21 protein-coding genes are annotated in these 22,357 nt (G+C 45.8%); 5 read left to right on the top strand and 16 right to left on the bottom strand.

Translation table 11 applies throughout. The features are described from left to right. Positions 1 to 150 precede the first annotated feature (150 nt). Both L5M40_RS12570 and L5M40_RS12575 read left to right on the top strand, forming a co-directional pair. Positions 151 to 1,824, top strand: coding sequence for an ExeA family protein (locus L5M40_RS12570; RefSeq protein WP_263175528.1), 1,674 nt, complete (start codon positions 151 to 153; stop codon positions 1,822 to 1,824). Continuing rightward, entirely contained in the window at positions 1,824 to 2,906 is a 1,083-nt protein-coding gene (locus L5M40_RS12575; protein ID WP_263175527.1) for a general secretion pathway protein GspB, read from the top strand. The genes L5M40_RS12570 and L5M40_RS12575 overlap by 1 nt, the downstream gene beginning before the upstream one ends. Positions 2,907 to 3,013: 107 nt before the next feature. Here L5M40_RS12575 and nhaD read toward each other — a convergent pair whose 3' ends face one another. The 4 genes from nhaD to L5M40_RS12595 form a co-directional block, all read right to left on the bottom strand. After that, positions 3,014 to 4,261, bottom strand: coding sequence for a sodium:proton antiporter NhaD (gene nhaD / locus L5M40_RS12580; RefSeq protein WP_028760859.1), 1,248 nt, complete (start codon positions 4,259 to 4,261; stop codon positions 3,014 to 3,016). 799 nt (positions 4,262 to 5,060) lie between these two features. Beyond that, complete coding sequence (gene hemL / locus L5M40_RS12585; RefSeq protein WP_263175526.1) at positions 5,061 to 6,353, bottom strand: glutamate-1-semialdehyde 2,1-aminomutase; 1,293 nt, start codon at positions 6,351 to 6,353, stop codon at positions 5,061 to 5,063. A gap of 26 nt (positions 6,354 to 6,379) precedes the next feature. Next, positions 6,380 to 7,399, bottom strand: coding sequence for an aspartate carbamoyltransferase (locus tag L5M40_RS12590; RefSeq protein WP_113940696.1), 1,020 nt, complete (start codon positions 7,397 to 7,399; stop codon positions 6,380 to 6,382). Between the two features lie 231 nt (positions 7,400 to 7,630). Continuing rightward, positions 7,631 to 9,355: a chloride channel protein gene (locus L5M40_RS12595; RefSeq protein ID WP_263175525.1), complete on the bottom strand. Its 1,725-nt coding sequence runs from the start codon at positions 9,353 to 9,355 to the stop codon at positions 7,631 to 7,633. 74 nt (positions 9,356 to 9,429) lie between these two features. Between L5M40_RS12595 and L5M40_RS12600 the strand changes: the two genes are divergently transcribed. Both L5M40_RS12600 and erpA read left to right on the top strand, forming a co-directional pair. After that, positions 9,430 to 10,233: a DUF6776 family protein gene (locus L5M40_RS12600; RefSeq protein WP_168823458.1), complete on the top strand. Its 804-nt coding sequence runs from the start codon at positions 9,430 to 9,432 to the stop codon at positions 10,231 to 10,233. Next, a complete protein-coding gene (gene erpA / locus L5M40_RS12605; protein WP_006080742.1) occupies positions 10,226 to 10,576 on the top strand; it encodes an iron-sulfur cluster insertion protein ErpA in 351 nt (116 codons plus the stop codon). The genes L5M40_RS12600 and erpA overlap by 8 nt, the downstream gene beginning before the upstream one ends. Positions 10,577 to 10,692: 116 nt before the next feature. On the opposite strand, the gene L5M40_RS12610 is transcribed toward erpA, so the two are convergent. From L5M40_RS12610 to L5M40_RS12630, 5 genes are all read right to left on the bottom strand, one after another. Beyond that, the gene (locus L5M40_RS12610) at positions 10,693 to 11,142 is read right to left on the bottom strand and encodes a hypothetical protein (RefSeq protein WP_028760854.1); all 450 of its coding nucleotides are present in this window, start codon (positions 11,140 to 11,142) and stop codon (positions 10,693 to 10,695) included. Between the two features lie 25 nt (positions 11,143 to 11,167). Further along, entirely contained in the window at positions 11,168 to 11,548 is a 381-nt protein-coding gene (locus tag L5M40_RS12615) for a DUF2750 domain-containing protein (RefSeq protein WP_028760853.1), read from the bottom strand. Positions 11,549 to 11,712: 164 nt separating this feature from the next. Then, positions 11,713 to 12,408 (bottom strand): aquaporin Z, encoded by a 696-nt coding sequence (gene aqpZ, locus L5M40_RS12620; protein WP_263173320.1) that lies wholly within the window; start codon positions 12,406 to 12,408, stop codon positions 11,713 to 11,715. A 434-nt stretch (positions 12,409 to 12,842) separates the two neighbouring features. Beyond that, positions 12,843 to 13,952, bottom strand: a complete 1,110-nt coding sequence (locus L5M40_RS12625; RefSeq protein ID WP_028760851.1) for an anhydro-N-acetylmuramic acid kinase — start codon at positions 13,950 to 13,952, stop codon at positions 12,843 to 12,845. Positions 13,953 to 13,972: 20 nt separating this feature from the next. Beyond that, positions 13,973 to 15,379 (bottom strand): peptidoglycan DD-metalloendopeptidase family protein, encoded by a 1,407-nt coding sequence (locus L5M40_RS12630; RefSeq protein ID WP_263146048.1) that lies wholly within the window; start codon positions 15,377 to 15,379, stop codon positions 13,973 to 13,975. 126 nt (positions 15,380 to 15,505) lie between these two features. Between L5M40_RS12630 and tyrS the strand changes: the two genes are divergently transcribed. Next, positions 15,506 to 16,699 carry a tyrosine--tRNA ligase gene (tyrS, locus tag L5M40_RS12635; protein WP_028760849.1) on the top strand — a complete coding sequence of 398 codons (1,194 nt, stop codon included), beginning with the start codon at positions 15,506 to 15,508 and terminating at the stop codon, positions 16,697 to 16,699. 99 nt (positions 16,700 to 16,798) lie between these two features. On the opposite strand, the gene L5M40_RS12640 is transcribed toward tyrS, so the two are convergent. The 7 genes from L5M40_RS12640 to L5M40_RS12670 all read right to left on the bottom strand — a co-directional run bounded on the left by L5M40_RS12640 (position 16,799) and on the right by L5M40_RS12670 (position 22,353). Then, a complete protein-coding gene (locus L5M40_RS12640) occupies positions 16,799 to 17,227 on the bottom strand; it encodes a hypothetical protein (RefSeq protein WP_028760848.1) in 429 nt (142 codons plus the stop codon). A gap of 126 nt (positions 17,228 to 17,353) precedes the next feature. Further along, positions 17,354 to 17,845, bottom strand: a complete 492-nt coding sequence (locus L5M40_RS12645; RefSeq protein WP_028760847.1) for a nuclear transport factor 2 family protein — start codon at positions 17,843 to 17,845, stop codon at positions 17,354 to 17,356. A gap of 1 nt (position 17,846) precedes the next feature. Then, positions 17,847 to 18,473 carry a trimeric intracellular cation channel family protein gene (locus L5M40_RS12650; RefSeq protein ID WP_173246146.1) on the bottom strand — a complete coding sequence of 209 codons (627 nt, stop codon included), beginning with the start codon at positions 18,471 to 18,473 and terminating at the stop codon, positions 17,847 to 17,849. After that, complete coding sequence (locus L5M40_RS12655) at positions 18,470 to 18,847, bottom strand: DUF2721 domain-containing protein (RefSeq protein ID WP_012088590.1); 378 nt, start codon at positions 18,845 to 18,847, stop codon at positions 18,470 to 18,472. The genes L5M40_RS12650 and L5M40_RS12655 overlap by 4 nt, the downstream gene beginning before the upstream one ends. A gap of 56 nt (positions 18,848 to 18,903) precedes the next feature. Continuing rightward, positions 18,904 to 19,893 (bottom strand): cobalamin biosynthesis protein, encoded by a 990-nt coding sequence (locus tag L5M40_RS12660; protein ID WP_012088591.1) that lies wholly within the window; start codon positions 19,891 to 19,893, stop codon positions 18,904 to 18,906. Positions 19,894 to 19,915: 22 nt separating this feature from the next. Beyond that, a complete protein-coding gene (locus L5M40_RS12665; protein ID WP_173246143.1) occupies positions 19,916 to 20,626 on the bottom strand; it encodes a 5'-methylthioadenosine/adenosylhomocysteine nucleosidase in 711 nt (236 codons plus the stop codon). Between the two features lie 320 nt (positions 20,627 to 20,946). Further along, the gene (locus tag L5M40_RS12670; protein WP_219252993.1) at positions 20,947 to 22,353 is read right to left on the bottom strand and encodes an FAD-dependent oxidoreductase; all 1,407 of its coding nucleotides are present in this window, start codon (positions 22,351 to 22,353) and stop codon (positions 20,947 to 20,949) included. Positions 22,354 to 22,357 lie beyond the last annotated feature (4 nt).

Here is a 22,357-nt window from a genome sequence, read left to right on the forward strand (position 1 = left end):
CATAGCTTATCACGCTCATTAAGATGATGGATAAAGTCGTCGCGAGATATTTGCGCACTTATCTGTCACATTGATGTTGCAGATATTTTGACAATAACATTGGGACGCTTTAACGTGGGGCGTTATTTTTAAATTAGGATGATTGGTGGTATGTACAAGGCCTTTTACGGACTCAGCGATAACCCTTTTTCAATTGCACCCAATCCCCATTATTTGTTTCTGAGTGATAGGCACAGAGAGGCGTTAGCCCATTTAACCTATGGGTTAGGGGAAACGGGCGGCTTTGTGTTGTTAACAGGGGAAGTCGGCACGGGTAAAACAACAGTATCTCGCTGTTTACTTGGGCAATTGCCCGACAATACCGATACTGCTTTTATCCTTAATCCGTCGTTAACTGAGCTTGAATTACTCGCAACGCTTTGTGATGAGCTTAAGATTTCCTACGGCGACAATCCTACACTCAAGCAATTGACTGATCACTTGAGCCGTTTTTTATTGGCGAATCACAGCAAAGGTCGTAATACCGTGCTCATTATCGATGAAGCACAGCATTTACGTCCTGAGGTGCTGGAGCAATTGCGTCTTCTGACTAATTTGGAGACGGACACTAAGAAGTTATTGCAGGTGATTTTAATCGGTCAGCCGGAATTACAGCTGTTATTGAAGCGCCAAGAATTGCGTCAGTTAGCCCAGCGGATCACGGCTCGTTATCATTTATTGCCGCTCAATGAAGATGAAATCGCCCTCTATGTGCTGCATCGTTTGCAAGTGGCTGGGCGGTTTGAGCCTTTATTCACCCGTAAAGCCGTTAACGTTTTGCAGAAATACAGTGGCGGCATCCCTCGATTGATTAACCTTTTATGTGAACGTTCACTGATGGCAGGCTATGCACAATCGCGGGTGCCCATAGATCATCATATGGTGCGGCAAGCCGCGGCTGAAGTATTTGGTGAAGAAGAACTGACTCAAAATAGGTATTTGTGGCCGACAGCAACCGCTGCGGCGTTATGTGTTGCGTTTGGTGTGTCTTATTGGTTATTTACTGATAAGTCAGTCAATACGATGCCAGCGTCCAATTTGGTTTCTGAGTCTGTGCCAACTAATGTGGCGTCATTAAATGCTCAAACCTTAGGCGGGGAAGACATCGCTGATAAGTCAGTAAAACCGACTAATCAACCAAGCGGCCAGACTTCCATTCCCGATCCTAATCAACGTCTGTTAAACGAGGCGATTAATCAGAGTCGCAATATTGATACTGCTTTTGCAGGTTTGTTTAGCGTGTGGGGCAAAGTGCCCTATAAAGGCTTGACGGCTTGCCAATCGGCGGTTGAGCAAGGATTAGCTTGCTATCAACAGCAGGGTAACTGGATGTCACTGACTCGGCTTAATTATCCGGCTGTCGTGTATTTGGTTGATGACAAGCAACAAGATTTTTATGGTGCAGTGCTTGCGGTAGAGGGGGAACAATTACTGATGCAACTGGGTGAGCAGCAACTTTGGGTTGATAGAGCTTGGTTTAATCAACATTTCAGTGGCACCTTCGAAATATTATGGCAAGCACCTAATTTGCCTATGATGGATATCAGTCAAAAATCGAGTCCTGGTCAATTACAGTGGTTAGAGAATGCGTTAGCCCATGTGAATGGTCGTAGCCCCCGTCGGGTTAATCAATTTGATGTGCAATTGGAAAATGATCTTAAAACCTTCCAAAGTCAGCATGGATTAAAAGCCGATGGTATTGCAGGGAATCAAACATTAGTGAGATTAAATTTGTATTTAAGTCAGCAAGGCCCACGGTTAACTGATGATGGGGCGCGCAGCTGATGTCCATTTTACTCGATGCCGTAACCCGCAATAAACAACAGCAACAATCACCGTTACCTGATGCTGTGATGACGCCAAGGGCGAATTATCCACAGCCTCGTAAATCGGGTGTGCCGATAGGAAAACTGTCTTTATTAGTCGTCGCAGTTGCCGCAGGAATCGGTGTGGCTTGGGGATTAAGCGTTTGGAATAAAACTCGACTTCCCCAAAGTGATACTGTGGCAGTGGCTAATGTACTGCCATCAACTTCATCATTGCCACCCACGACTGCGATTAAAAATGAGCTTCAGTCTACGGTAGGAGCTGCCTCTGAGCTCCAAGTTGAGCCTAGTGCTGCTTCAGGTGTTCGGCTTGCTGGGAAAGTGGCGCTTCCTCGGACGCAGACTTTACCCGAGCTAACGGTATCGCCACAATTTCAGGCTGAGACTGTAGTATCAAATGCGCCTCAAATGAATGCTAGCGCGAATATAACGACCAATTCTGTTGGCATGCCGGCTCAAAGTGATAGCAATTCGGGTTTTAGTGATTCAAGCTACGCAGATTATATGTCGACGTCAGCCCAAGTCGATGCGGCAATTCAGGAAGCGGTTGTGCCAGCAGAGACGCAAGCACAGCAGCCTATGATGTTAGGTGCTAATGCCAATGAGTCGGGTCTAGCGAGTCTTGAAGCCCTGCGTCAGCAAGTCAGTGCCGCGGCGGAAGATGTCGGTTTAGAGACCAATAAAAGTCGCGATGAAGATAAGTTAGTGGCTTCCTTTCAAAATGCATTAAAGGATGTGGAATATGTTAATGCTGCAGAGACGAATGTCACTGAAGCTAAATTAGATCCTATCCCCAAAACTGCTGTGGATGAAATTCCGAAATACGGCCAATTACCTGCAGGTCTGCAATTACAAGTGCCTGAATTTAATATCGTTGCTCATGTTTATTCCAGCGACCCTGCCCAGAGATGGCTGAATGTAGACGGTGCAGAGTTACAAGAAGGGGATATGATTGCTGGTAAGCTGAAAATCATCTCTATTCGTCCAAGGGACATAGTGTTAGATATTCAAGGAACCCAGTTTAAGGTGCCCGCAATCTAATCAGGTATTACGATAAGTCATGCTAGCGGTTATTTGTGGTAACAATAAATAAGTAGTTGATAAAAAAGGCGCACTAGGCGCCTTTTTTGATCTTAGTGAATCTCAACTTAATCAAACAGTCTGTTGGCTAAGAATAGGGTCAGTGCGTAACCGACGCTGTAGCAGAGGAAAAGTGCAGGAACATATTTCAAGTAACTCACAAAAGTCAGTTCTTTTACTTTACTCATGGCTACAATACCTGATGCTGAACCGATAATCAGCAGTGAACCACCGACTCCGACGCTGTAAGTCAAGCCAAGCCATTCAGGAGTACTCAGCACTGGATTGGCTTTTAACAATGCCGCTGTTAGCGGTACGTTATCAATTAAGGCTGAGCCCATACCCGTGACGAAGTTAGAGATGTTTGGATTAAACTGAGTATAAGCTTCAGTCAACATGTCTAAGGTGCCAATTTCTTTAAGCATACCAACGAGCAGTAAAATACCTAAGAAGAACAACAGGGTGTCGTATTCAACTTGGCGAATATACTCTAGGATCTTGATTTCTTCTTTATCACTGCGCGTGGTATGGCCAATCAGGAACATAATTGATAGACCCGTTAAGAAGGTTAACACTGGCGGGATACCAAACAATATGTTGAGTAGCATGGTCATTAAAATGGTGCAGAAGAAGACGAGGGCAATCAATACATCAACGGTTTGATAAGTATGTTTGATTGGCGTCGTGCTCACAACACCTTCGGCTTTGAGTGAGAACAGGGTTGCCAGTAAAATCACGCTCACGGCCGATGGGATAAATAACATCAGCAGTTCAGACATATGCACATGTCCAGCTAAGAAGATCATCAGTGTCGTCACATCGCCAGTGATCAGGGCTACACCGCCTGAGTTCACCGCGAATATAATCAACACTGCCATTCTACGGCGCATTTGCTTGTCGAGTTTAAAGGTGGTTAATAAACCTAAAGACACTAAAGTCGCGGTGACGTTATCACAAAATGCTGAGAGCACGAGTGCAAATAGGGCGACTTGGATCATTAACATACGCACTGATACTTTCTGCGGAAACAGCTTTTGCACCATGATTTGGATCATACCCTTAGCATTCAAATATGCTACGAAGGTCATGGTCGACATCAGAAAGAGCCAAAGTGTGGCAATCTCGAGCAAATTTTCATTGAGCTGATGGGCAACGATTTTCTCATTAGCCGGTTCCCCTGCAGCCATAAACAGCGCTACCCAAGAGATACAACCAAAGAATAAGGTGGTTTTTGCTTTATTAAGGTGGGTCACTTCTTCGAAAATAATACTGAGCAATGCGAGCACGGCCAGTAAGATGAGAAAGGTATTTAACATAACTGCAATTCCAACTGCTGTTTTGATGTCGTAGGGCGACTTGAGTCAACCTAAAGATTGGGCATATCAAGGCTAAATTAAGCTAGCCGTGTTAGCGCGTGCGGATCAGAACATAATGGGCTAGAGAACGCAACTGTTAGCTGTAACTCAATTTAATGCTTCTTTGTGATGTCTATCTCATGCTTTTGGGTTGCGAATTAGTTTTATATATTGGTTATTGTGATTATTTTAGCGTTATTAACTGTATTGTTTGATTTGATTACCGCGTTAAAAGTGAGATCTACGATTAAAGTCTAAGCAGTTAGTTTGCATATTCTTTAATTAATTTTTATTCAGGTCGATATTCCTGAATTGTCATGCCTATGTAGGCAGGCATTTTTAATGCTTGCCTTTTGAATTAGTGCCCGCTCGGAAGTAGAGTGCTCTTAGCACTCAGTCCTGCAGAATTCTGCGTCTTGAGCTTGTTTGGGTATCAATACTGGATATTGTGTTTTTGAAGTAGAGGAAAATGACATTTGTTATCTGGAGTCTTTTGCTTTTAGGCTCACTCGTTTAGTTAACGTATTGTGGTAAGCAACTTATTGCGCTGGGCGTGATGGGTTGGCCTTAGCACGTTATTGAGCATATCCATTTGACCTTACAATTCATGGTGGCTGCGAAAATATTTAAATCGGCTTTAGGTTCTAAAAAGTCTGATCGTTATTAAAGTGACACAAAGCTAATTAAATCGGATAAAAGCAAAGGGACGCATTGGCGTCCCTTTGTTATGTTTAAACGGCTTAAATACTAAAGCTTAGGCTTAGCTTGCCGCTTTCATGCTAGCCAATACGCGATCTGCCGCTTCTAAGGTTAAGCGCATCTCTTCTTCGCCATGGGCCATTGACAGGAAGCCAGCTTCATAGGCACTTGGTGCTAAGTAAACACCTTCATCTAGCATGCCGTGGTAGAAAATACGGAACTGTTCGATGTTGCATTGGGTCACTTGATCGAAACGAGTGATCTTGGGTTGTTCCGTGAAGAAGAAACCGAACATGCCACCAACATAGTTGATCGCCATTGGAATACCGTGCTTATCCGCAGCCGCTTTAAAGCCTTCTGCAATACGTTTGGTTTTCGCGCTCAGCGCTTCGTACAGACCTTCTTCACACAGGGCCTCCATTTGTGCCAGACCCGCTGACATCGCAATGGGGTTACCCGATAACGTACCCGCTTGGTAAACCGGACCCGTAGGGGCGATAAATTGCATCACATCTTTACGGCCGCCGAAAGCCCCCACTGGCATACCGCCACCAATCACTTTACCGAGTGTGGTTAAGTCTGGTGTGACGCCGTAGTAACCTTGAGCGCCACTTAGTGATACGCGAAAACCTGTCATCACTTCATCGATAATCAACAGCGCGCCAAACTCATCACACATATCACGCAGGCCTTGAAGGAAACCTGGGACAGGTGGAATACAGTTCATGTTGCCAGCAACAGGCTCTATGATGATGCAAGAAATCTCAGTTGGATACTGCTCGAACAGGGTTCTAACTGAATCTAAATCGTTATACACAGCGGTTAAGGTGTGCTTGGCAAAATCTTCAGGAATACCGGGTGAGCTAGGTTGACCTAAAGTTAGAGCACCAGAACCTGCTTTCACTAACAGGCAATCGGCGTGGCCGTGGTAACAACCTTCAAATTTTAAGATCTTGTCACGACTGGTAAAACCGCGCGCTAAACGAATGGCGCTCATAGTGGCTTCAGTACCTGAGCTCACCATACGAACTTGCTCGATAGAAGGCACCATAGAGATGACTTTTTCGGCCATTTGCACTTCAAGCTCAGTTGGCGCACCAAAAGATAAGCCATTTTCCACCGCCGCTAATACTGCAGCACGGATTTTAGGGTGGTTGTGGCCGAGGATCATCGGGCCCCAAGAACCGACATAGTCGATATAAGCTTTGCCATCGGCATCGTAAATATAAGCGCCGTTAGCTTTTTCAATAAACAGGGGCGAACCGCCTACACCATTAAATGCACGAACCGGAGAGTTAACGCCGCCGGGGATGGTTTTTTTAGCCTGTTCAAATAGCGCTTCGGAACGGGTCATGTTTAGTCCTTAAAGTCTGTAGCCAATTAGCGATCGGCTTTACGTGAATACCAATTAACCGGACACTCATATTTTTCGAGTTGATTATCAACGCCGAGTGTCAATGCAAACAAAGCCATGCGAATTAACAGCCCATTATCCGCCTGTCTGAAGATAGCAAGATTGGGATGGCTATTTAAATCATTATCTAACTCATTGGCTTGCGCACGTGAATCCCTTGGAAGCGGATGCATAATGACAGTGTTAGATTTGCAATGCTGAGTGTAAATACTGCGATTTAAGCGGAACTTGCCGCGATACTTATTTGCTTCTTCCTGTGAAGGGAAGCGTTCTTCTTGAATGCGAGTGAGATACAAAATATCTGCTTTATCTAAATGGCCTTCAAGTTGGTCGGTTATTTTGATGCTATGGCCAGCATTTTCAATGTCGGAGATCACATAATCAGGCATCGCTAATTCTGCGGGTGAAATCAGCGTGAAACTGATGTTCTTATACATGCAGAGTAAGCGTGATAGTGAATGCACAGTGCGGCCAAATTTTAAGTCGCCGACCATAGCGATGTGCATGCCATCGATACCGCGGCCAGCACACTTGAGTTCTTTTTGGATAGTGTATAAGTCGAGCAAAGCTTGGGTCGGATGCTCGTTCGAACCATCGCCGCCGTTGATCACTGGGACGCGGCTGCCTTCAGCAAACTCTTTGACCGAGTAAGAGTCAGGATGGCGCATGGCAATCACATCAGAATAAGTAGATAACACCCGCGCCGTATCGTACAGGGACTCACCCTTAGATAAAGACGATGACGCCATGCCTGTGGTTTCACGTACATGGCCGCCGAGCAAGTTAAAGGCACAGCCAAAACTCACGCGAGTACGGGTACTCGGTTCGAAAAACAGGTTACCTAAAATGGCGCCATCGAGCACATTATTGCGCTTCTCTCGAAGTGCATAGGGCATCATGCGGCTAGCGACATTAAAAATAGTTTGGATTGAGTCAAGATCTAACTGGTTTACGGAGAGGATATGGGATCCTTCGAACTGATTCATCAGCCTGTTTTCCAATTTGCTAGGGGGCATTTTAAGCAGCGGTATCGCGCTTATCTGCCCTGATGTTATGTAGGGTGGCTGAGGCGCGATTGTAGCAGAAGCACTGGGGCAACGAAATAGCCACATTGCCACTGTGTTAGATTTTTGCGATGAAGCCCAAAGCTTTTAATCTGCCGCCTCAGGTTTGAATCAAAATTAGGTATTGAATAGCGGCTAGATTTTGAAGCGATATTAGGCTTGGCCTGAACGAATCTCCTGTTGTAGGTTCGACCAACTGATCACCCCAACCACATTGTCTGGTGTATCTTGATAGATAAACACCTCACCGCAGCGTTTGGGCGACAATAGTGAATAGACTTCATTGAGGGTGGTGCTGTCGCTTAGCCCTTGCATGGGATGGCGTGATAGCGTGGTACTGTCATCATAGGATTGCATTTCAAGACTAAGCATTTCGATAATGCCATCGGCATTGCGGACTAGCACAGGGCGACCTTCGGCGCGTTTTAGCACTTCGAGTAACAATTCATCGTTGTTATTGACGATAACAAAGCGTTTATCCATTAAGGCTCGTACGCCTTTTTTCTGCAGTGCTAAATTCACGGGGGCGACCTTATAACCTAGTCCCATAATTTCTAATTGCTTAAAGAAAATGGAGTCAGTCTTAAAACCCTGATAAGCAATTAAAAAAGCCGGAATTGTTACAAACATTGCCGGTAAAATAATGCTGGCGTCATTAGTCATTTCTAACAGGGCGACTAAGGCGGCCAGCGGCGCGCTTAAACACACGCCCATCATGGCTGTCATGCCGATCACAGTGTAAAGCCCTACATAAGGGGCGATGGACGGGAATAAGATAGCGCTGATCAGCGCCAAAATCGCCCCGAGCAGCGCGCCGATACCATAAAGTGGACCAATTAAACCGCCGGGAATACCTAAGCCAATCGCCGCAATAGTGGCAATGATTTTGGCAAATAATAGGGCGATTAACAGCAACAGGCTTGGATGTTGGCTAATGGCTTCACTAATGGCGAGATCGCCCGTGCCAAGGGCTTGCGGTAACACGAGACCGATTAGGGTGGTGACGCTGCCCGCCAGTAATAGTCGGTAAATGAGAGGCCAGTTTTGACCCGTCGCGGTGGCTTTTAATAGCGAGTAATTAAATAGTGCCGCGGCGCAGCCTAATACCACGCCGCCAATGGCGAGAATAGGGTAATGGTCTAAGGGAATATGGATCACTTGAATACGGTCAAATTCGTGCACATTACCAAACACCAGTTGGCTTGAAACTGCGCCACAAATTGCTGATAGCATAATCGGGAAAAAGTAATGGATTTTATATTCACGTACTATCACTTCGAGTACAAAAATCACCGCCGCCAAGGGCGCGTTAAAAGTGGCTGCAATCCCTGCTGCAATGCCACTGGCACACATGATGCGTACGCTATTATCGGGAAGATTGAATTTTTCAGCGAGAAAACTGGCGCTGACAGCACCCAGATGAATGGCTGGACCTTCACGACCGACGGAGAAATTTGTGCCGAGGGCAAAGAGTGCTTGAAAAAATTGCCCAGCGGCGGATTGTAGGGGGATTTTACCATAATGTAGTTTAACTCTATGTAACACATAGGCTATTCCCATACGTTTGTAGCGTTTGGAGCCCAACTTCGCCACTATCCAAATTAATATTGCGCCTAAAAGGGGTAACAGGGCTCGCCAGTCGGCGACGTTCCCCGTAAAATCCAGCGCCTGTATTTGGGTGTAATGATTAGCCCAAACGAGCAAGAGTCGAAACAGTAAGATCACACAGGATGCAAAAATAGCAAATAACAGTGCCAGTATGCACAGCTGTGCACTGATGCGGGCTTGAGATAAATGGTCACGTAGCTCATTGGTTAAATACTTTTTGGCTGTGACTATGGCATGTTGGATAGCGACTTTATTTATCGTTAATTGCACTACATTGGCCTGAGTTGTATTGTATCGAACTCGTTCTTGAGTTGATTGTATTTTATATAAGGGGCTGTTACCTAATGCCAAATTATCATCGTTGGCTAGATCGGCTGCAAGTGATGGATCTCAAGTATCGTCCATCTTCAGTTTATTTATCGCTTTTAGTGTTAGTTTCTATTCTTTTTGGGGCTTGGATAAGTTTTCTGCTATTAAGTAGCGATGAGCCTGTTGTTAAGCATATCAGCAGCAAGACTCAACGCTTGACCGCTGAGTTAGAGGCACAGACCCAACTACTTGCAACCCGAAATTTAGAGCTGTCCGTCGAGCGCGAGGCTAATACCCAAATGCAAGAAATGTTTGGCCAGCAAATGAAAAAGCAAAAAGAATTGGAACATGAGCTGGCGTTTTACCGCAGCATTATGACACCGGATGATAATGCTGAAGGTGTTGCTATTCACGGACTTGAAATGACGCGGGGCGCTTTGGCCGATGAATATCATCTCAAGTTGGTGTTGACTCAGTTGCAAAAGCGTAAGCAAGCTATTCAAGGTCGAACTGAATTGACGCTCATTGGTGTGCAAGATGGCAAATCTGTTAGCTTGAGTGTGAACAAACTCACGGGTTCTAAGTTGGAATTTGATTTTCGCTATTTTCAAGTCATAGATACCAAGGTCACTGTTCCTGCTGGCTTTAATTTACAACAAGTGAAAGTCAAAGTGCTGGTGCCTTCGAGCCGCTGGACTAAGAATTCGCAGACCGAACATGTCTATAGTGCCCCTGAGTTATTACAGGGTGAAAAAGAACCACGGGTAATACTTGAACAAAACAGTCAGGTAAAGGATAATTTGCCCCAGAAAACTGATGTAAGAGGTAGTAATGACTGATCAAGCTGATACAGCAATGCCAATCCAATTTACCGATGCGGCAGCCGCTAAGGTGAAAGGTTTGCTGGAAGAAGAGCAAAATCCTGCACTTAAGCTACGAGTCTATGTGACTGGTGGTGGTTGTTCTGGATTTCAGTACGGCTTTACCTTTGATGAAAAGGTCAATGACGGCGATTTTACGATAGAAAAACAAGGCGTTCTCTTGGTTGTCGATCCTATGAGCCTACAATATTTAGTCGGTGGTGAAGTGGATTACACTTCAGGACTGGAAGGTTCTCGCTTCTTCGTGAAAAACCCTAACGCAACCACAACCTGTGGCTGTGGTGCCAGTTTCTCTGTGTAAAAAAGTTTTTCTGTTTAATGATGACTAACTTTGCATCTTTTTAGGCGTAGATTGAGATCAAAAAAGCCGTCGTAATGACGGCTTTTTGTTGGGCTAAATTTATTTTCTACAAGAGCTTAGCTCATGATGTTCAGGTTAAGCTTAGGTTTAAACCATGCCTTTACCTTTTTATCAAAGGCTATCCAAACTTGCAGTAATGACAAGACGATCAAAGCGATAAAAATCACATAGTCTGGCAGTTTTCCCTGCCATTCACCTAAGTACACTGTCGTTGGACCTACCACTAAGTTGCCCGGATCGTACATGATCACTGGCAGCATGCTAATCAATCCAAGCTGCACGACTGTGTAGCCGCGCAGCATGATAAGCCCTGCTTTTTGCCGACCGATAATGGCAATCACCATCAGGAGGGTTAGCAGACAAAATAACACCCCTTGTTTAGCGATTAAGCCACTCACTGACGCAACAACATACACTAGCAATAGGGCAATGAGTCGTTTCGGAAAGTGCTGACTCAGGGCTGTACTTGCCTCTGGTGTCTGTATCGCTGATTTTTGCTCGCTCATAGGCATTCTCGTTTAGCGATAGCGATTAGTGGCTTTGCTTCGGCGCTAATCTTTGATCTAACTCATAAGGCGGGATTACCACACCTAAATCATCTAATACTGGGAATACGGCGACAAAGAGGTCGTCATCTTCCATGCCTGGCACCCATCTTTCGTGAAATTCGTCGAGTGGAATCGCTAACGTTTGACAATCACTCCATTCATCCACTGCCCAAGAATCAGCGGCTTCTTCGGTTGGCCACATTGGGATGCAATCTTCTTCTTCAGTGGTTAACATCACGCAACCGTCTTGGTCTTGTAATGTCCAAAGTATTTTGTGTTCTTTAACTTGTTCAACGAGGTAATCGTAACGGGCTTCTGGCGTCATTGCTGCTGTCTCAGCGAGGTTTTTAACAGTCTTGCTCATGAAAAATATCTCTTTTGCTTGAATAGGGCGAAGCCTGTTGTGTCTCTAATGTAAAAACCTAGGGCACAGCAAAATTCGCCAGTTGGCTAAATGGTAACATTAGAGCGGGATTAGAAAAAGAACAACAGCGCCAAGAGAGCGCTGTTGTGTTAGATCTTCGGCTTTTATTCTACCGAGCGGAAGTAACGATAGATAAAGCCCGCCAAAATGGCACCGGCAATCGGTGCTACCCAGAACAACCAGAGTTGTGATACCGCCCAGTCACCGACAAACAGTGCAGGGCCTGTGCTACGCGCTGGGTTTACTGAAGTATTGGACACAGGAATACTAATAAGGTGAATTAAGGTTAAACCTAACCCTATGGCAATTGGGGCAAATCCCTTAGGCGCTCGCTCATCGGTGGCGCCTAAAATAATAATCAAGAAGAACAGTGTCATAACGATTTCACAAATCATCACCGACAGCATGCTATAGCCACCCGGTGAGTGCTCACCAAAACCGTTAGAGGCAAATCCGCCCGCGAGTGAAAATCCCTCTTGTCCTGAAGCGATGAGATACAAGATGCCAGCGCCAACAATTCCACCCGCGACTTGGGCTACGATATAGGGCAATAATTCTGCTGCCGGAAAACGTCCCCCAGCCCAAAGGCCGAATGACACTGCAGGGTTGAGATGACAACCTGAAATATGGCCAATCGCAAAGGCCATGGTTAATACGGTTAATCCAAAAGCTAAAGCGACGCCGAGTAAGCCTATGCCCACCTCGGGAAATGCAGCGGCAAGTACCGCACTGCCACAACCTCCAAGGACTAACCACAAGGTGCCAAGAAATTCTGCCGCCATTTTTTGTGACATGTTCATTGTTTGATTTCCTATTCTTTTAAAGACGCTTGCTTGTTAATCAGTGCGTCTTTATTCCTAATTTACCTGCCTATTAACGGATCTTGTCTGAGTGAGCAAAATCGCGCTGTAGACACGAGTTCCCTTAAAACCAGTTTTTTATTGGACGCCTATGAGGCTATTCCTAAGTGTTTGAGCTGTTTAGAGCAATATCCTGTATCCGTTTTTACTATAGTGAGACTTGATTAAGCTTCAGTGACGAAACTTTTTTTACTCATGCTTCTGTCACTAAATGCTTCAGTAATTAAGAATAGATGGCTTTAAAATAGCTGCTGATTTTCTTGATAAATTTAGGCAGGAAGAGGGGAAAAGATTAGTTTGTCTTTTAAAGACAACAAGAGCTTTATGTAGAAGCTCTTGTTTAGGTTATCACTTTAGTATTTTGCGAAGGCCAATTACTTAGCGCTAAATCGTCCGCCGAGTACGGCTTCGCGGGAGGCGCCTGTTACTGCAGGGAGATTAGCGGGTAAACCTAAGTGATTGCGCATGGCGAGCCAGGCAAAGGCGATGCCTTCTGCCCACTTAGGATCGACGCCAAGGGCCGAGGTAGTATCCAGCTTATAACCTGGCAATAAGGCTGCAAGTCGCTGCATCAGTTGACCATTAAATGCACCGCCGCCACAGACGAATAATTCCCCTTCATTGGATAGTTTAATAATGTCTTGGGCTATGCTGTGGCAGGTTAAATCCAATAAAGTTGATTGAATATCTTCTTCATCTAAATGATTAAAGGGCGATAATTGCTGCTCTAACCAAGCTTGGTTAAACAGTTCGCGACCGGTGCTTTTAGGGTAAGCAAGGGAGAAATACGGATGCGAAAGTAGCTGAGTTAATAAGCTTTGATCAGTTTTTCCGGATGCAGCCCATTCGCCATTTTTATCGAAGGGTTCACTTTTAACCTGTTGCATCCAGGCATCAATTAAGGTGTTGCCTGGCCCTGTATCAAAACCTAAGACTTCTTCGCTATTGCCCGGCAGATAGGTGATATTAGCAATACCACCAATATTGAGGATGACACGTTTTTTACCGACTTGGGCAAAGGTTTGCTGGTGGAATGCGGGTACTAAGGGCGCGCCTTGCCCACCAAGGGCAATATCTTTGCGACGAAAATCGGCAATGACATCTATGCCTGTTTCGGTCGCAATAGTATTAGGATCGCCAATTTGTAAGGTAAAACCCACTTCGAGGTTTGGCATATGGCGCACGGTTTGACCATGGCTACCAATGGCGATGACATCTTCTTTCGCAATAGCACATTTAGCCATCAGATTATTGACTGCTAAGGCAAACAGCTGACCCACATTACGATCTAAACGGCCGAGGCGGTTAATTTCATCTGAGCTGGGTAAGCACAGGCGCTGTAGACCTTTGAGCAAATGGCTCGGAATAGCTTCGGTATGGCTGGCGATAAGTTGCGGCTGCGCGCCTGAAAAGTCGACCAATACCGCATCGACACCGTCCATGCTGGTGCCTGACATCAGTCCAATATAATAAGCGTTTTTCATTGGGAGGAATCCATCCGTCGTTATTGCATTGCCAATTGCGTTTGCTTGTTTTGCGAAAGTGTAGTCATCAATTGCTTGCTAAGTGCATCGAATTGATTTTTTTCTTTTCTCGCAATTGATTCGGATTTCGGTAGCGTAATCGTTCTCGGGTTGCGGTGTACGCCATTGACGATAAATTCGTAATGTAAATGAGCCCCTGTGACACGGCCTGTTTTACCTAAAGTACCAATAATTTGTCCTTGCTTAACGTTGGCGCCTTTGCTGACATTACGTTTTGTGAGGTGTAGATATTTGGTGGTATAGGTATCGTTATGTTTGATAAACACATAGTTACCGTTGAATTGATTATAACCAGACTCAATAACGCGTCCACTACCCGCAGCTTTAATGGGCGTGCCAATGGCTGCGACATAGTCTACACCCCGATGGGCTTTGACCTGGCCTGTCACTGGGTGCAAACGTCTTGGGTTAAAGTTGGAGCTGACATACTTAAAATCGACCGGTGAGCGCAGGAAGGCTTTACGCATGCTAGTGCCATTTTCGGAATAATAGTTACCGTCGGTATAGCGAATGGCAGTATAGCGCTCATCTTGGTTAACAAATTCTGCAGCTAAGATATTGCCATTACGCAAAAATTCACCATCGGCATATTCTTGCTCGTAAATAATGGCGAAGCTGTCGCCTTCGCGTAAGTCTAAGGCAAAGTCGATATCCCAGCCGAATACGGTCGATAATTGTAATATCTGGTTAGCAGACATGCCTGCATCCACGGCGGCATTCCAGAAATTGCTCTTAATTTTGGCACTGGTGAAATGGTTGCGGATTTCCACATCCTTTTCGGAGATTTTTTCGTTGTATTGCTCTTGGCTTTTAGTGATGACTAGCGTGGAAATAGCATCGACCCGATAACGCACTTCAGTCAAATTACCGTTTGCATCCTTTGAAATCACAATTTCTTCGCCCGGCATTATCTTAAGTAAGTTTTGCTTGGCTAAAGGCAACTGGGTGATTTCATAAACATCTTTGCTGGTTAAGCCAGCGCGATTAAATACCGCAGCTAAAGTATCACCATTTTTGACGTTAAAATGTTCGACATCTCTGTGAAGAGCGCTTTCGTGGGATCCTGCGGCTTGATTATTGACTCCACCTGCAGCGAGCGCATCGGGTGAGGATAACGGTTCAGCCGTTGTCGGAGCATTATCTGTTTGACCTTCTGGCAACTCAGGGCGTTCAGGCGAGCGAAAAGCTAAGGGCACATCATAACGGGTGTTGATTTGAGCTTGGTCATCAATGCTAGTGGTTTGTCTTGAAGCTTGCGCTTCTTCAGAAGGTAGAAGCATGGTTATCATTGTGATAACTGAAAGAATGCTAAGGAGAATTTGATGCTTTTTAGGTAACAATTTAAATAACGTTATAACCTTTCCCATTGACGCCGATACCAATAACCAGAGACTTAAATAATCCCGTTAGTGTACACACTTTCAATTGTGGTGGCTAACAAGTAACATAAGTCTCTTCATTTTATGATCATGGCCTTAGGAGTCCCTGCCGAGATGGCTGATTTAGACCAAGTATTAGCAGAAATTAGACGTGGTACCGATGAGATTTTACTCGAAGCGGATCTGCTGGAAAAACTCAAAGAAGGACGTCCACTCCGTATCAAGTTAGGCGCTGACCCTACCGCTCCGGATATCCATCTTGGACACACAGTAATCTTGAATAAATTAAGATTATTCCAAGAGTTAGGTCATGAAGTCATTTTTTTGATTGGTGACTTTACTGGTATGGTGGGGGACCCAAGTGGTAAAAATAGCACACGTCCGCCGCTCACCCGTGAACAAGTTTTAGCAAACGCAGAAACCTATAAAGAACAGGTTTACAAGATCCTCGATCCTGCTAAGACTCGTATCGAATTCAACTCAAGCTGGTTAGAGCCATTGGGCGCCGCTGGTATGATCCGTCTCGCGTCTAAGCAAACTGTGGCTCGTATGATGGAGCGCGATGACTTTAAGAAGCGTTATGCCTCGGGTCAGTCGATTGCGATTCATGAGTTTATGTATCCTTTACTTCAGGGCTATGACTCAGTTGCGCTACAGGCCGATGTTGAGCTGGGTGGTACAGATCAAAAGTTCAACCTGTTAATGGGCCGTGAACTGCAAAAAGCGGAGGGCCAAAAGCCACAAGCTGTGATCATGATGCCGCTGCTCGAAGGTTTAGACGGCGTGAAGAAAATGTCTAAATCGGCGCATAACTATATTGGCGTGAGCGAACCTGCCAATGAAATGTTTGGCAAGCTGATGTCAATTTCGGACGACTTGATGTGGCGTTACTTTGAACTACTGTCATTCCGCCCACTGGCTGAAATTGAACAGTTTAAGCAAGATGTGGCGAATGGGTCTAACCCGCGTGACACTAAAATCGCCTTAGCTAAGGAAATTATCACACGTTTCCATGATGCAGCGTCTGCCGAAAGTGCGCATCAAGCCTTTGTCGATCGTTCTAAGGGCATGATCCCCGATGATATCGAAGAAATTGAGTTAGCTGCCGGTGAAGGTATTGCGATTGCCAATCTGTTGAAAGACGCAGACTTAGTGTCGTCGACTTCAGAAGCGATGCGGATGATCAAGCAAGGCGCGGTGAAGATGGACGGCGAAAAGCTAGAAGATAGCCGTATGACTTTGTTCGCGGGTACTGTTGCTGTATTCCAAGTCGGTAAACGTAAGTTTGCCAAAGTGACTTTGGTATAGTGACGTTGGTTTAGTTAGGTTTACGCTACAGTAAGTTTAAACAAACAAAAAGAGCGCCTTAGGGCGCTCTTTGTTTTTGAATCTTTTCACAAAACAAGATTAAGGCGCTGTATTGGCCTCATGCTCGGCGATATTACATCTGTCGGTGCCAAAGTGTTGCCCACCACTGCATTTCCATGCCAATTGGGCCGAACTTACCTGCCAAAGTTTAGCGTTTTGTTTCAGTGAGATAATCAACAGCATCTGTGGATGCTGCTTGGAAAGCTCGCTCACTTGATAGGTTAAAATGCCGTCTTTATTGGTTTGAGTTCGCACTAAGGTAAATTTGTTGCCTGCATATTGGCTGCTGATTTTATTGGGATCTTCCGACCAAGGCTGATGTTGCGCCTGAGCGGTACGTAGTTGTTGATTAAAATGGCTTACTGGCTGAACGGCGTAGGAAACGATAATGGGCTGTAAGGCCTGTGCTTTGGGGGCCAGTATTAAGCCATTAAGGGCGAGTAGGGCTATCAATCCAAAAAACTTCATACAAACCTCATTGAAACGAAACGGCTCAGTCAATTTTTCAAAGGTAAAATACGCAGTGGTATTGACTCATTGTTAGTTTCGACTCGTTTTTAGGGATCAAGTTGCAAAGACGGATAAATTTTGTGACTACTGCATCGCTAATTGGTCAGACATGGTCTGGTAATCGATTAGGTCGACATGTTCCGTTACTCTGCGATTGAGCATGTCGATCTTAAGGCTTGTCACACCAGGTATCGCAACATCGATGATTTTCCCCGGTTTGCCAAATTGTTCACCTGGACCCTTGAAATGATAGTTACCTATCATCACTACTAAAGAGCCTGCGTTATACATATGCTCTATGTTGAAGTTGTACTCGAGCACGCCCTCGTGGGCGCGCTCAAGGAAGTCGATGATGAAGCGGCCGCCAGTGTATTTACGGTTGGCGGTTTTGTCGAAGAAGACGCTTTCGCGGTTATAGAATTTTCGCAGTGTCTTATAGTCGTGTTCAGTTAGCGCATTCATATATTTTACGGCTAGCTGCTGTTCTTGTGGCATTTCACCTGAGTTGGCTTGCGCCGCTGCAGGATTGAGGGCTGGAACAAAAATGAGGCACAAAATAAAACACAATATTCGCAAACTATTCCCTCTTGGTCTTGAGATCAAAGGCCGGTAATGAAAGATGCCACTTGATGGCACTTAAGCGGATTAACAGGGCACTGGCCATCGCCAGAAACAGCGCCATTTTTTCGCCCATACCGTAGGCTAAGCTCATGGTATAGCCGATACCACCTATGATCGAAGCTGTGGCATAGACTTCTGTGCGTAAGACCATAGGAACTTGTCTACACAGTAAGTCTCGAATAATGCCTCCTCCCACGCCTGTGATCAAGCCCATTACGACGGCAATCATCCCACTCAAGCCCATATTGAGGGCCTTTTCAGCACCTATCACGGTAAAGAGGGCCAATCCAAAGGCATCTGCAACGGGTAAAATATACTCGGGTACCTTACGAGGGCGACGGACTAATAGCAAACAGACGAGCACAGTCGCGAGGATCACTATGATGTAATTCGGGTCGCGGATCCAGAACACTGGCGTTGCACCAATTAAGGCATCACGAATACTGCCACCACCGACAGCGGTAACCGAGGCGAGCACGATTACGCCAAAGGGGTCCATTCTATGGCGTCCAGCGGCAAGTGCGCCGGATAATGCAAATACAGCGGTACCCCATAAATCAAAAAAGTAGATCCACTGGCTCATTTACTCATCTCTTTGATATGAATATTTAATGCGTCCACAGAGATGCGGATTTCAATCACAGATAAAATCAGTGAATAGAGCAAGAGCAGTAGGCTAGCGCCAAAAATCACTGAGCCGGTTTTATTAAAGCCGATATAGATAAAAATCATACACAGCACGCATAGGGCAAAGCTTGACACACCAGCTTCCTGCATTCGACGAATGATCGTAATACGCTGGCTCAGGTTCTTAATTTGATCTTTATGTACGGGTTTTTCACCATTACTTAAATTTCGGATTAATGCGGCTAAGGCAAAAAAACGATTGGTATAAGCTAATAGTAACAATGAGATAGCAGGAAATAACAACGCAGGTGTTGTTAATGAAACATGCATGTTTTCGAGCAAGATGGTCAGCCTTTAACTTCACGTTGAGATAATGCGGCATCATATCACAGGCTTTGTAACCAACGTAAACTTGCCCATAACAAGGGCAGTATAATGATAAAGCTAAACCAGATAGCACAGGCACGTGAGGTCAGCTTAATTGCAGGCGTGATGTCATCACTGGTTGGCTGCGGACCGTAGCACAATTTATCCACATTGATACGCACGCCAGCAAACTTCTGTGGTCCACCGAGTTCGATTCTCAAAATACTGGCCACGAGATTCACACTGAGAACATAACCTCGAATAGCGTGATGATTTTTAGGGGCTCTAAAAAGTTTTGCAAACGCCTTAGGCCCGCCTTGAATAGCGAGCGACAGGCTCCACAACCAAGCCGGAATCGCCAGCAAGATAATGGATACACCATTCACAGTACTGCAGAAATGTTGATACTTTGGTTGAATGGGCGGCCAGCTCAATTCGAGTTGTTTGAGCATGCGCACTGCTAGCACTAGCGGTGCTCCAGCAATAGCGAAAAAGAAAATGGTCGATGCTGTGCCGTAAATAGGCGCTGTGGCGAGTTTTTCTATGGTGGCTTTGGCTAGGCCGATTTCCGACAGACTATCGGTATCGCGCACTACCCAAGGCTGTAAAAGCTTTTTTGCGCTGGCATTGTCTCCACGTTTTAAGGCTTTAGCGATTTCATCGGCGACTTGGCTAAACCCTGCATCGGTTAAGCATAGATAAAGCACCAAAAATTCGAAAAACCATGGAAAGGCGGCCAGTTCGAGCAAAAAGGTGATAATGGCCCAAAACGGAAACAGTAACAGCATCATAGCTAAAAAGCCTGCTGTGGCTTGTTGGCTTGGAGAGCGTTCTGGGCGATTTACCTTGGCGGCGAGTTGCTTAGCTAAATGGCCAAACCAAATAAGCGGCTGCATTTCCCGTGGTAATGGCGCTAACCGCGCCAATAACAAAGCAAAAAAAAGTACCAAAAAGCCTTCAAACAAAGCGCCATCTATCTCGACAAGTTGTTGATAAAAAGAGGTGTGCATTCGGTACTTTCCACTTAAGTGATTATTTTATTGCGCTAGGATTCAGTTGCTCAAGCAGCAACATCACCATCAGAGCCGAGTGATAACCCGCTTTGACAATATAAGAGTCGAAATCCACTGGCGAGTCATTGTTGGCGTTATCCGATAAAGAGCGGATCACCACAAATGGCACTCCAAACTGATGACAAACTTGAGCGATTGCCGCGCCTTCCATCTCACAGGCGGCCATAGTCGGGAAGTTTTTGAGCATGGCTTGGGTGCGAACAGGATCGCAAATAAAGCTGTCGCCAGTACAAATCAAACCTTCAATCGCTTTGACTTCACCCAGTTGAGCAATCGCTTTGTTGGCTGCTTCAACTAAATGTGCGGCAGGAATAAACGCAGCAGGTTGCTGTGCCATTTGGCCAATTTCATACCCAAAGGCGGTGACATCCACATCATGGTGACGCACTTCAGAAGAAATCACGATATCGCCAATGGCCAGCGAATCCACAAAACCACCGGCAGAACCAGTATTGATCACCGCATCCGGCGCATATTTTTCGATGAGTAGCGTGGTCGCAATACTTGCGGCGACTTTACCTATGCCTGAGCGAGTCACGACTACGTCTTTACCCGCGAGAGTACCAGCAATAAATTCAATACCAGCAATGGTTTGCGATGTCGCATTTGTCATGGCGGCGATCAGGTGAGCGACTTCTGGCTCCATTGCGCCAATAATTCCAATTTTCATGGGAGACCTTTTTGATTCAACACTTAAAGAGTGGGACACGGGAATGCTGGCTAATATACCACACAGTTTTATGCAGTCGTTATGGCGAGATTGGGATTGCTTGATAATCGCGGGGTAAAACGCGGGAGGGTTAGCAGAAAAGTGCGCTCCTAAGATGCGCGCTTTATCTATCTATTTTATCCATCAACCGATTGCGATAAGCCACAAGCAAATGGCTGAACTCGTTTGCACGAGTCCAGCCATTGGAGTGCTTGTTAAAATGACAAGGGTAAAATGTTTTTACCTGTAAAACAAACACGTTGGCGCTTAATCTATAGCACTTAGTCTAAGTAATTAAGAATACCTTGGGCGGCATCGCGACCTTCGGCAATGGCTGTCACGACTAAGTCAGAACCACGCACCATATCACCACCGGCAAACACTTTCGGGTTTGTGGTTTGGAATGGGTTTTCATCTAACTTACTCGCTTTGACTCGGCCCCATTGATCTAGCTCGATACCGTGTTCGGCAAACCAAGGTGCTGGGCTAGGTTGGAAACCAAAGGCAATAATAATCGCATCGGCTTCGAGCAACTGTTCGCTACCGGCAATCGCTTCGGCGCGTTGACGACCGCTTGCATCGGCCTTGCCCATGGCGGTTTCAACGCATTCAATGCCGATCACTTTGCCATCTTGGGTTTTAATCGCCACAGGTTGACGGTTAAACAAGAAGTTAACGCCTTCCTCCCGCGCATTTTGCACTTCACGACGTGAGCCTGGCATGTTGGCCTCGTCCCGGCGGTAAGCACAGACTACGCTGCTGGCACCTTGTCTGACGGCTGTGCGCACACAATCCATCGCAGTATCACCACCGCCTAATACCACCACACGTTTACCTTCAAGGTTCAGGTAGGGCGTTTCAGTATTCTGGGTGCCCATTAAATGATGGGTGTTACCAATCAAATAGGGCAGGGCTTGGTATACGCCTTGGGCATCTTCACCCTCAAGGCCTGCTTTCATCGCGGTATAGGTGCCCATACCGAGGAAGACGGCATCGTATTCTTCGAGCAGTTTAGTAAATGGGATGTCCTTACCGACAGTGACACCGAGTTTGAACTCAATGCCCATGCCTTCTAATACACTGCGACGGGTCGCCATAACGGCTTTGTCGAGTTTAAAAGACGGAATACCGTAGGTGAGTAGACCACCAATTTGTGGATATTTATCAAAGACCACAGCTTTAACACCGTTGCGAGACAGAATATCCGCGCAGCCTAAACCCGCAGGACCCGCACCGACAATCGCCACTCGTTCAGGGCGAGGCGTGACCTTGCTCATATCGGGGCGCCAGCCTTGGGCGATCGCTGTGTCGGTAATGTATTTTTCGACATTACCGATAGTGACAGCGCCAAAGTCGTCGTTCAGAGTACAAGCACCTTCACAGAGTCTGTCCTGTGGACAAACACGGCCGCAGATTTCGGGCAGAGTGTTGGTCTCATGCACTAAATCTGCCGCTTCCATGATGCGGCCTTGTTCCGCTAGCTTGAGCCAGTTAGGAATATAATTGTGTAGCGGGCACTTCCACTCACAATAAGGATTGCCGCAATCTAAACAGCGGTCCGCTTGCTCAGCCACTTGAGGCTGGGCAAAAGGCTGATAAATCTCAATAAACTGAGTCGCACGTTTAGCTGCAGGGTGTTTAGCGGGGTCTTTACGACCCACTTCAATAAATTGAAAATCGTTACTCATGCGC

The organism is Shewanella sp. SM68 (assembly GCF_025653925.1).
GTDB classification, from domain to species: domain Bacteria; phylum Pseudomonadota; class Gammaproteobacteria; order Enterobacterales; family Shewanellaceae; genus Shewanella; species Shewanella oncorhynchi.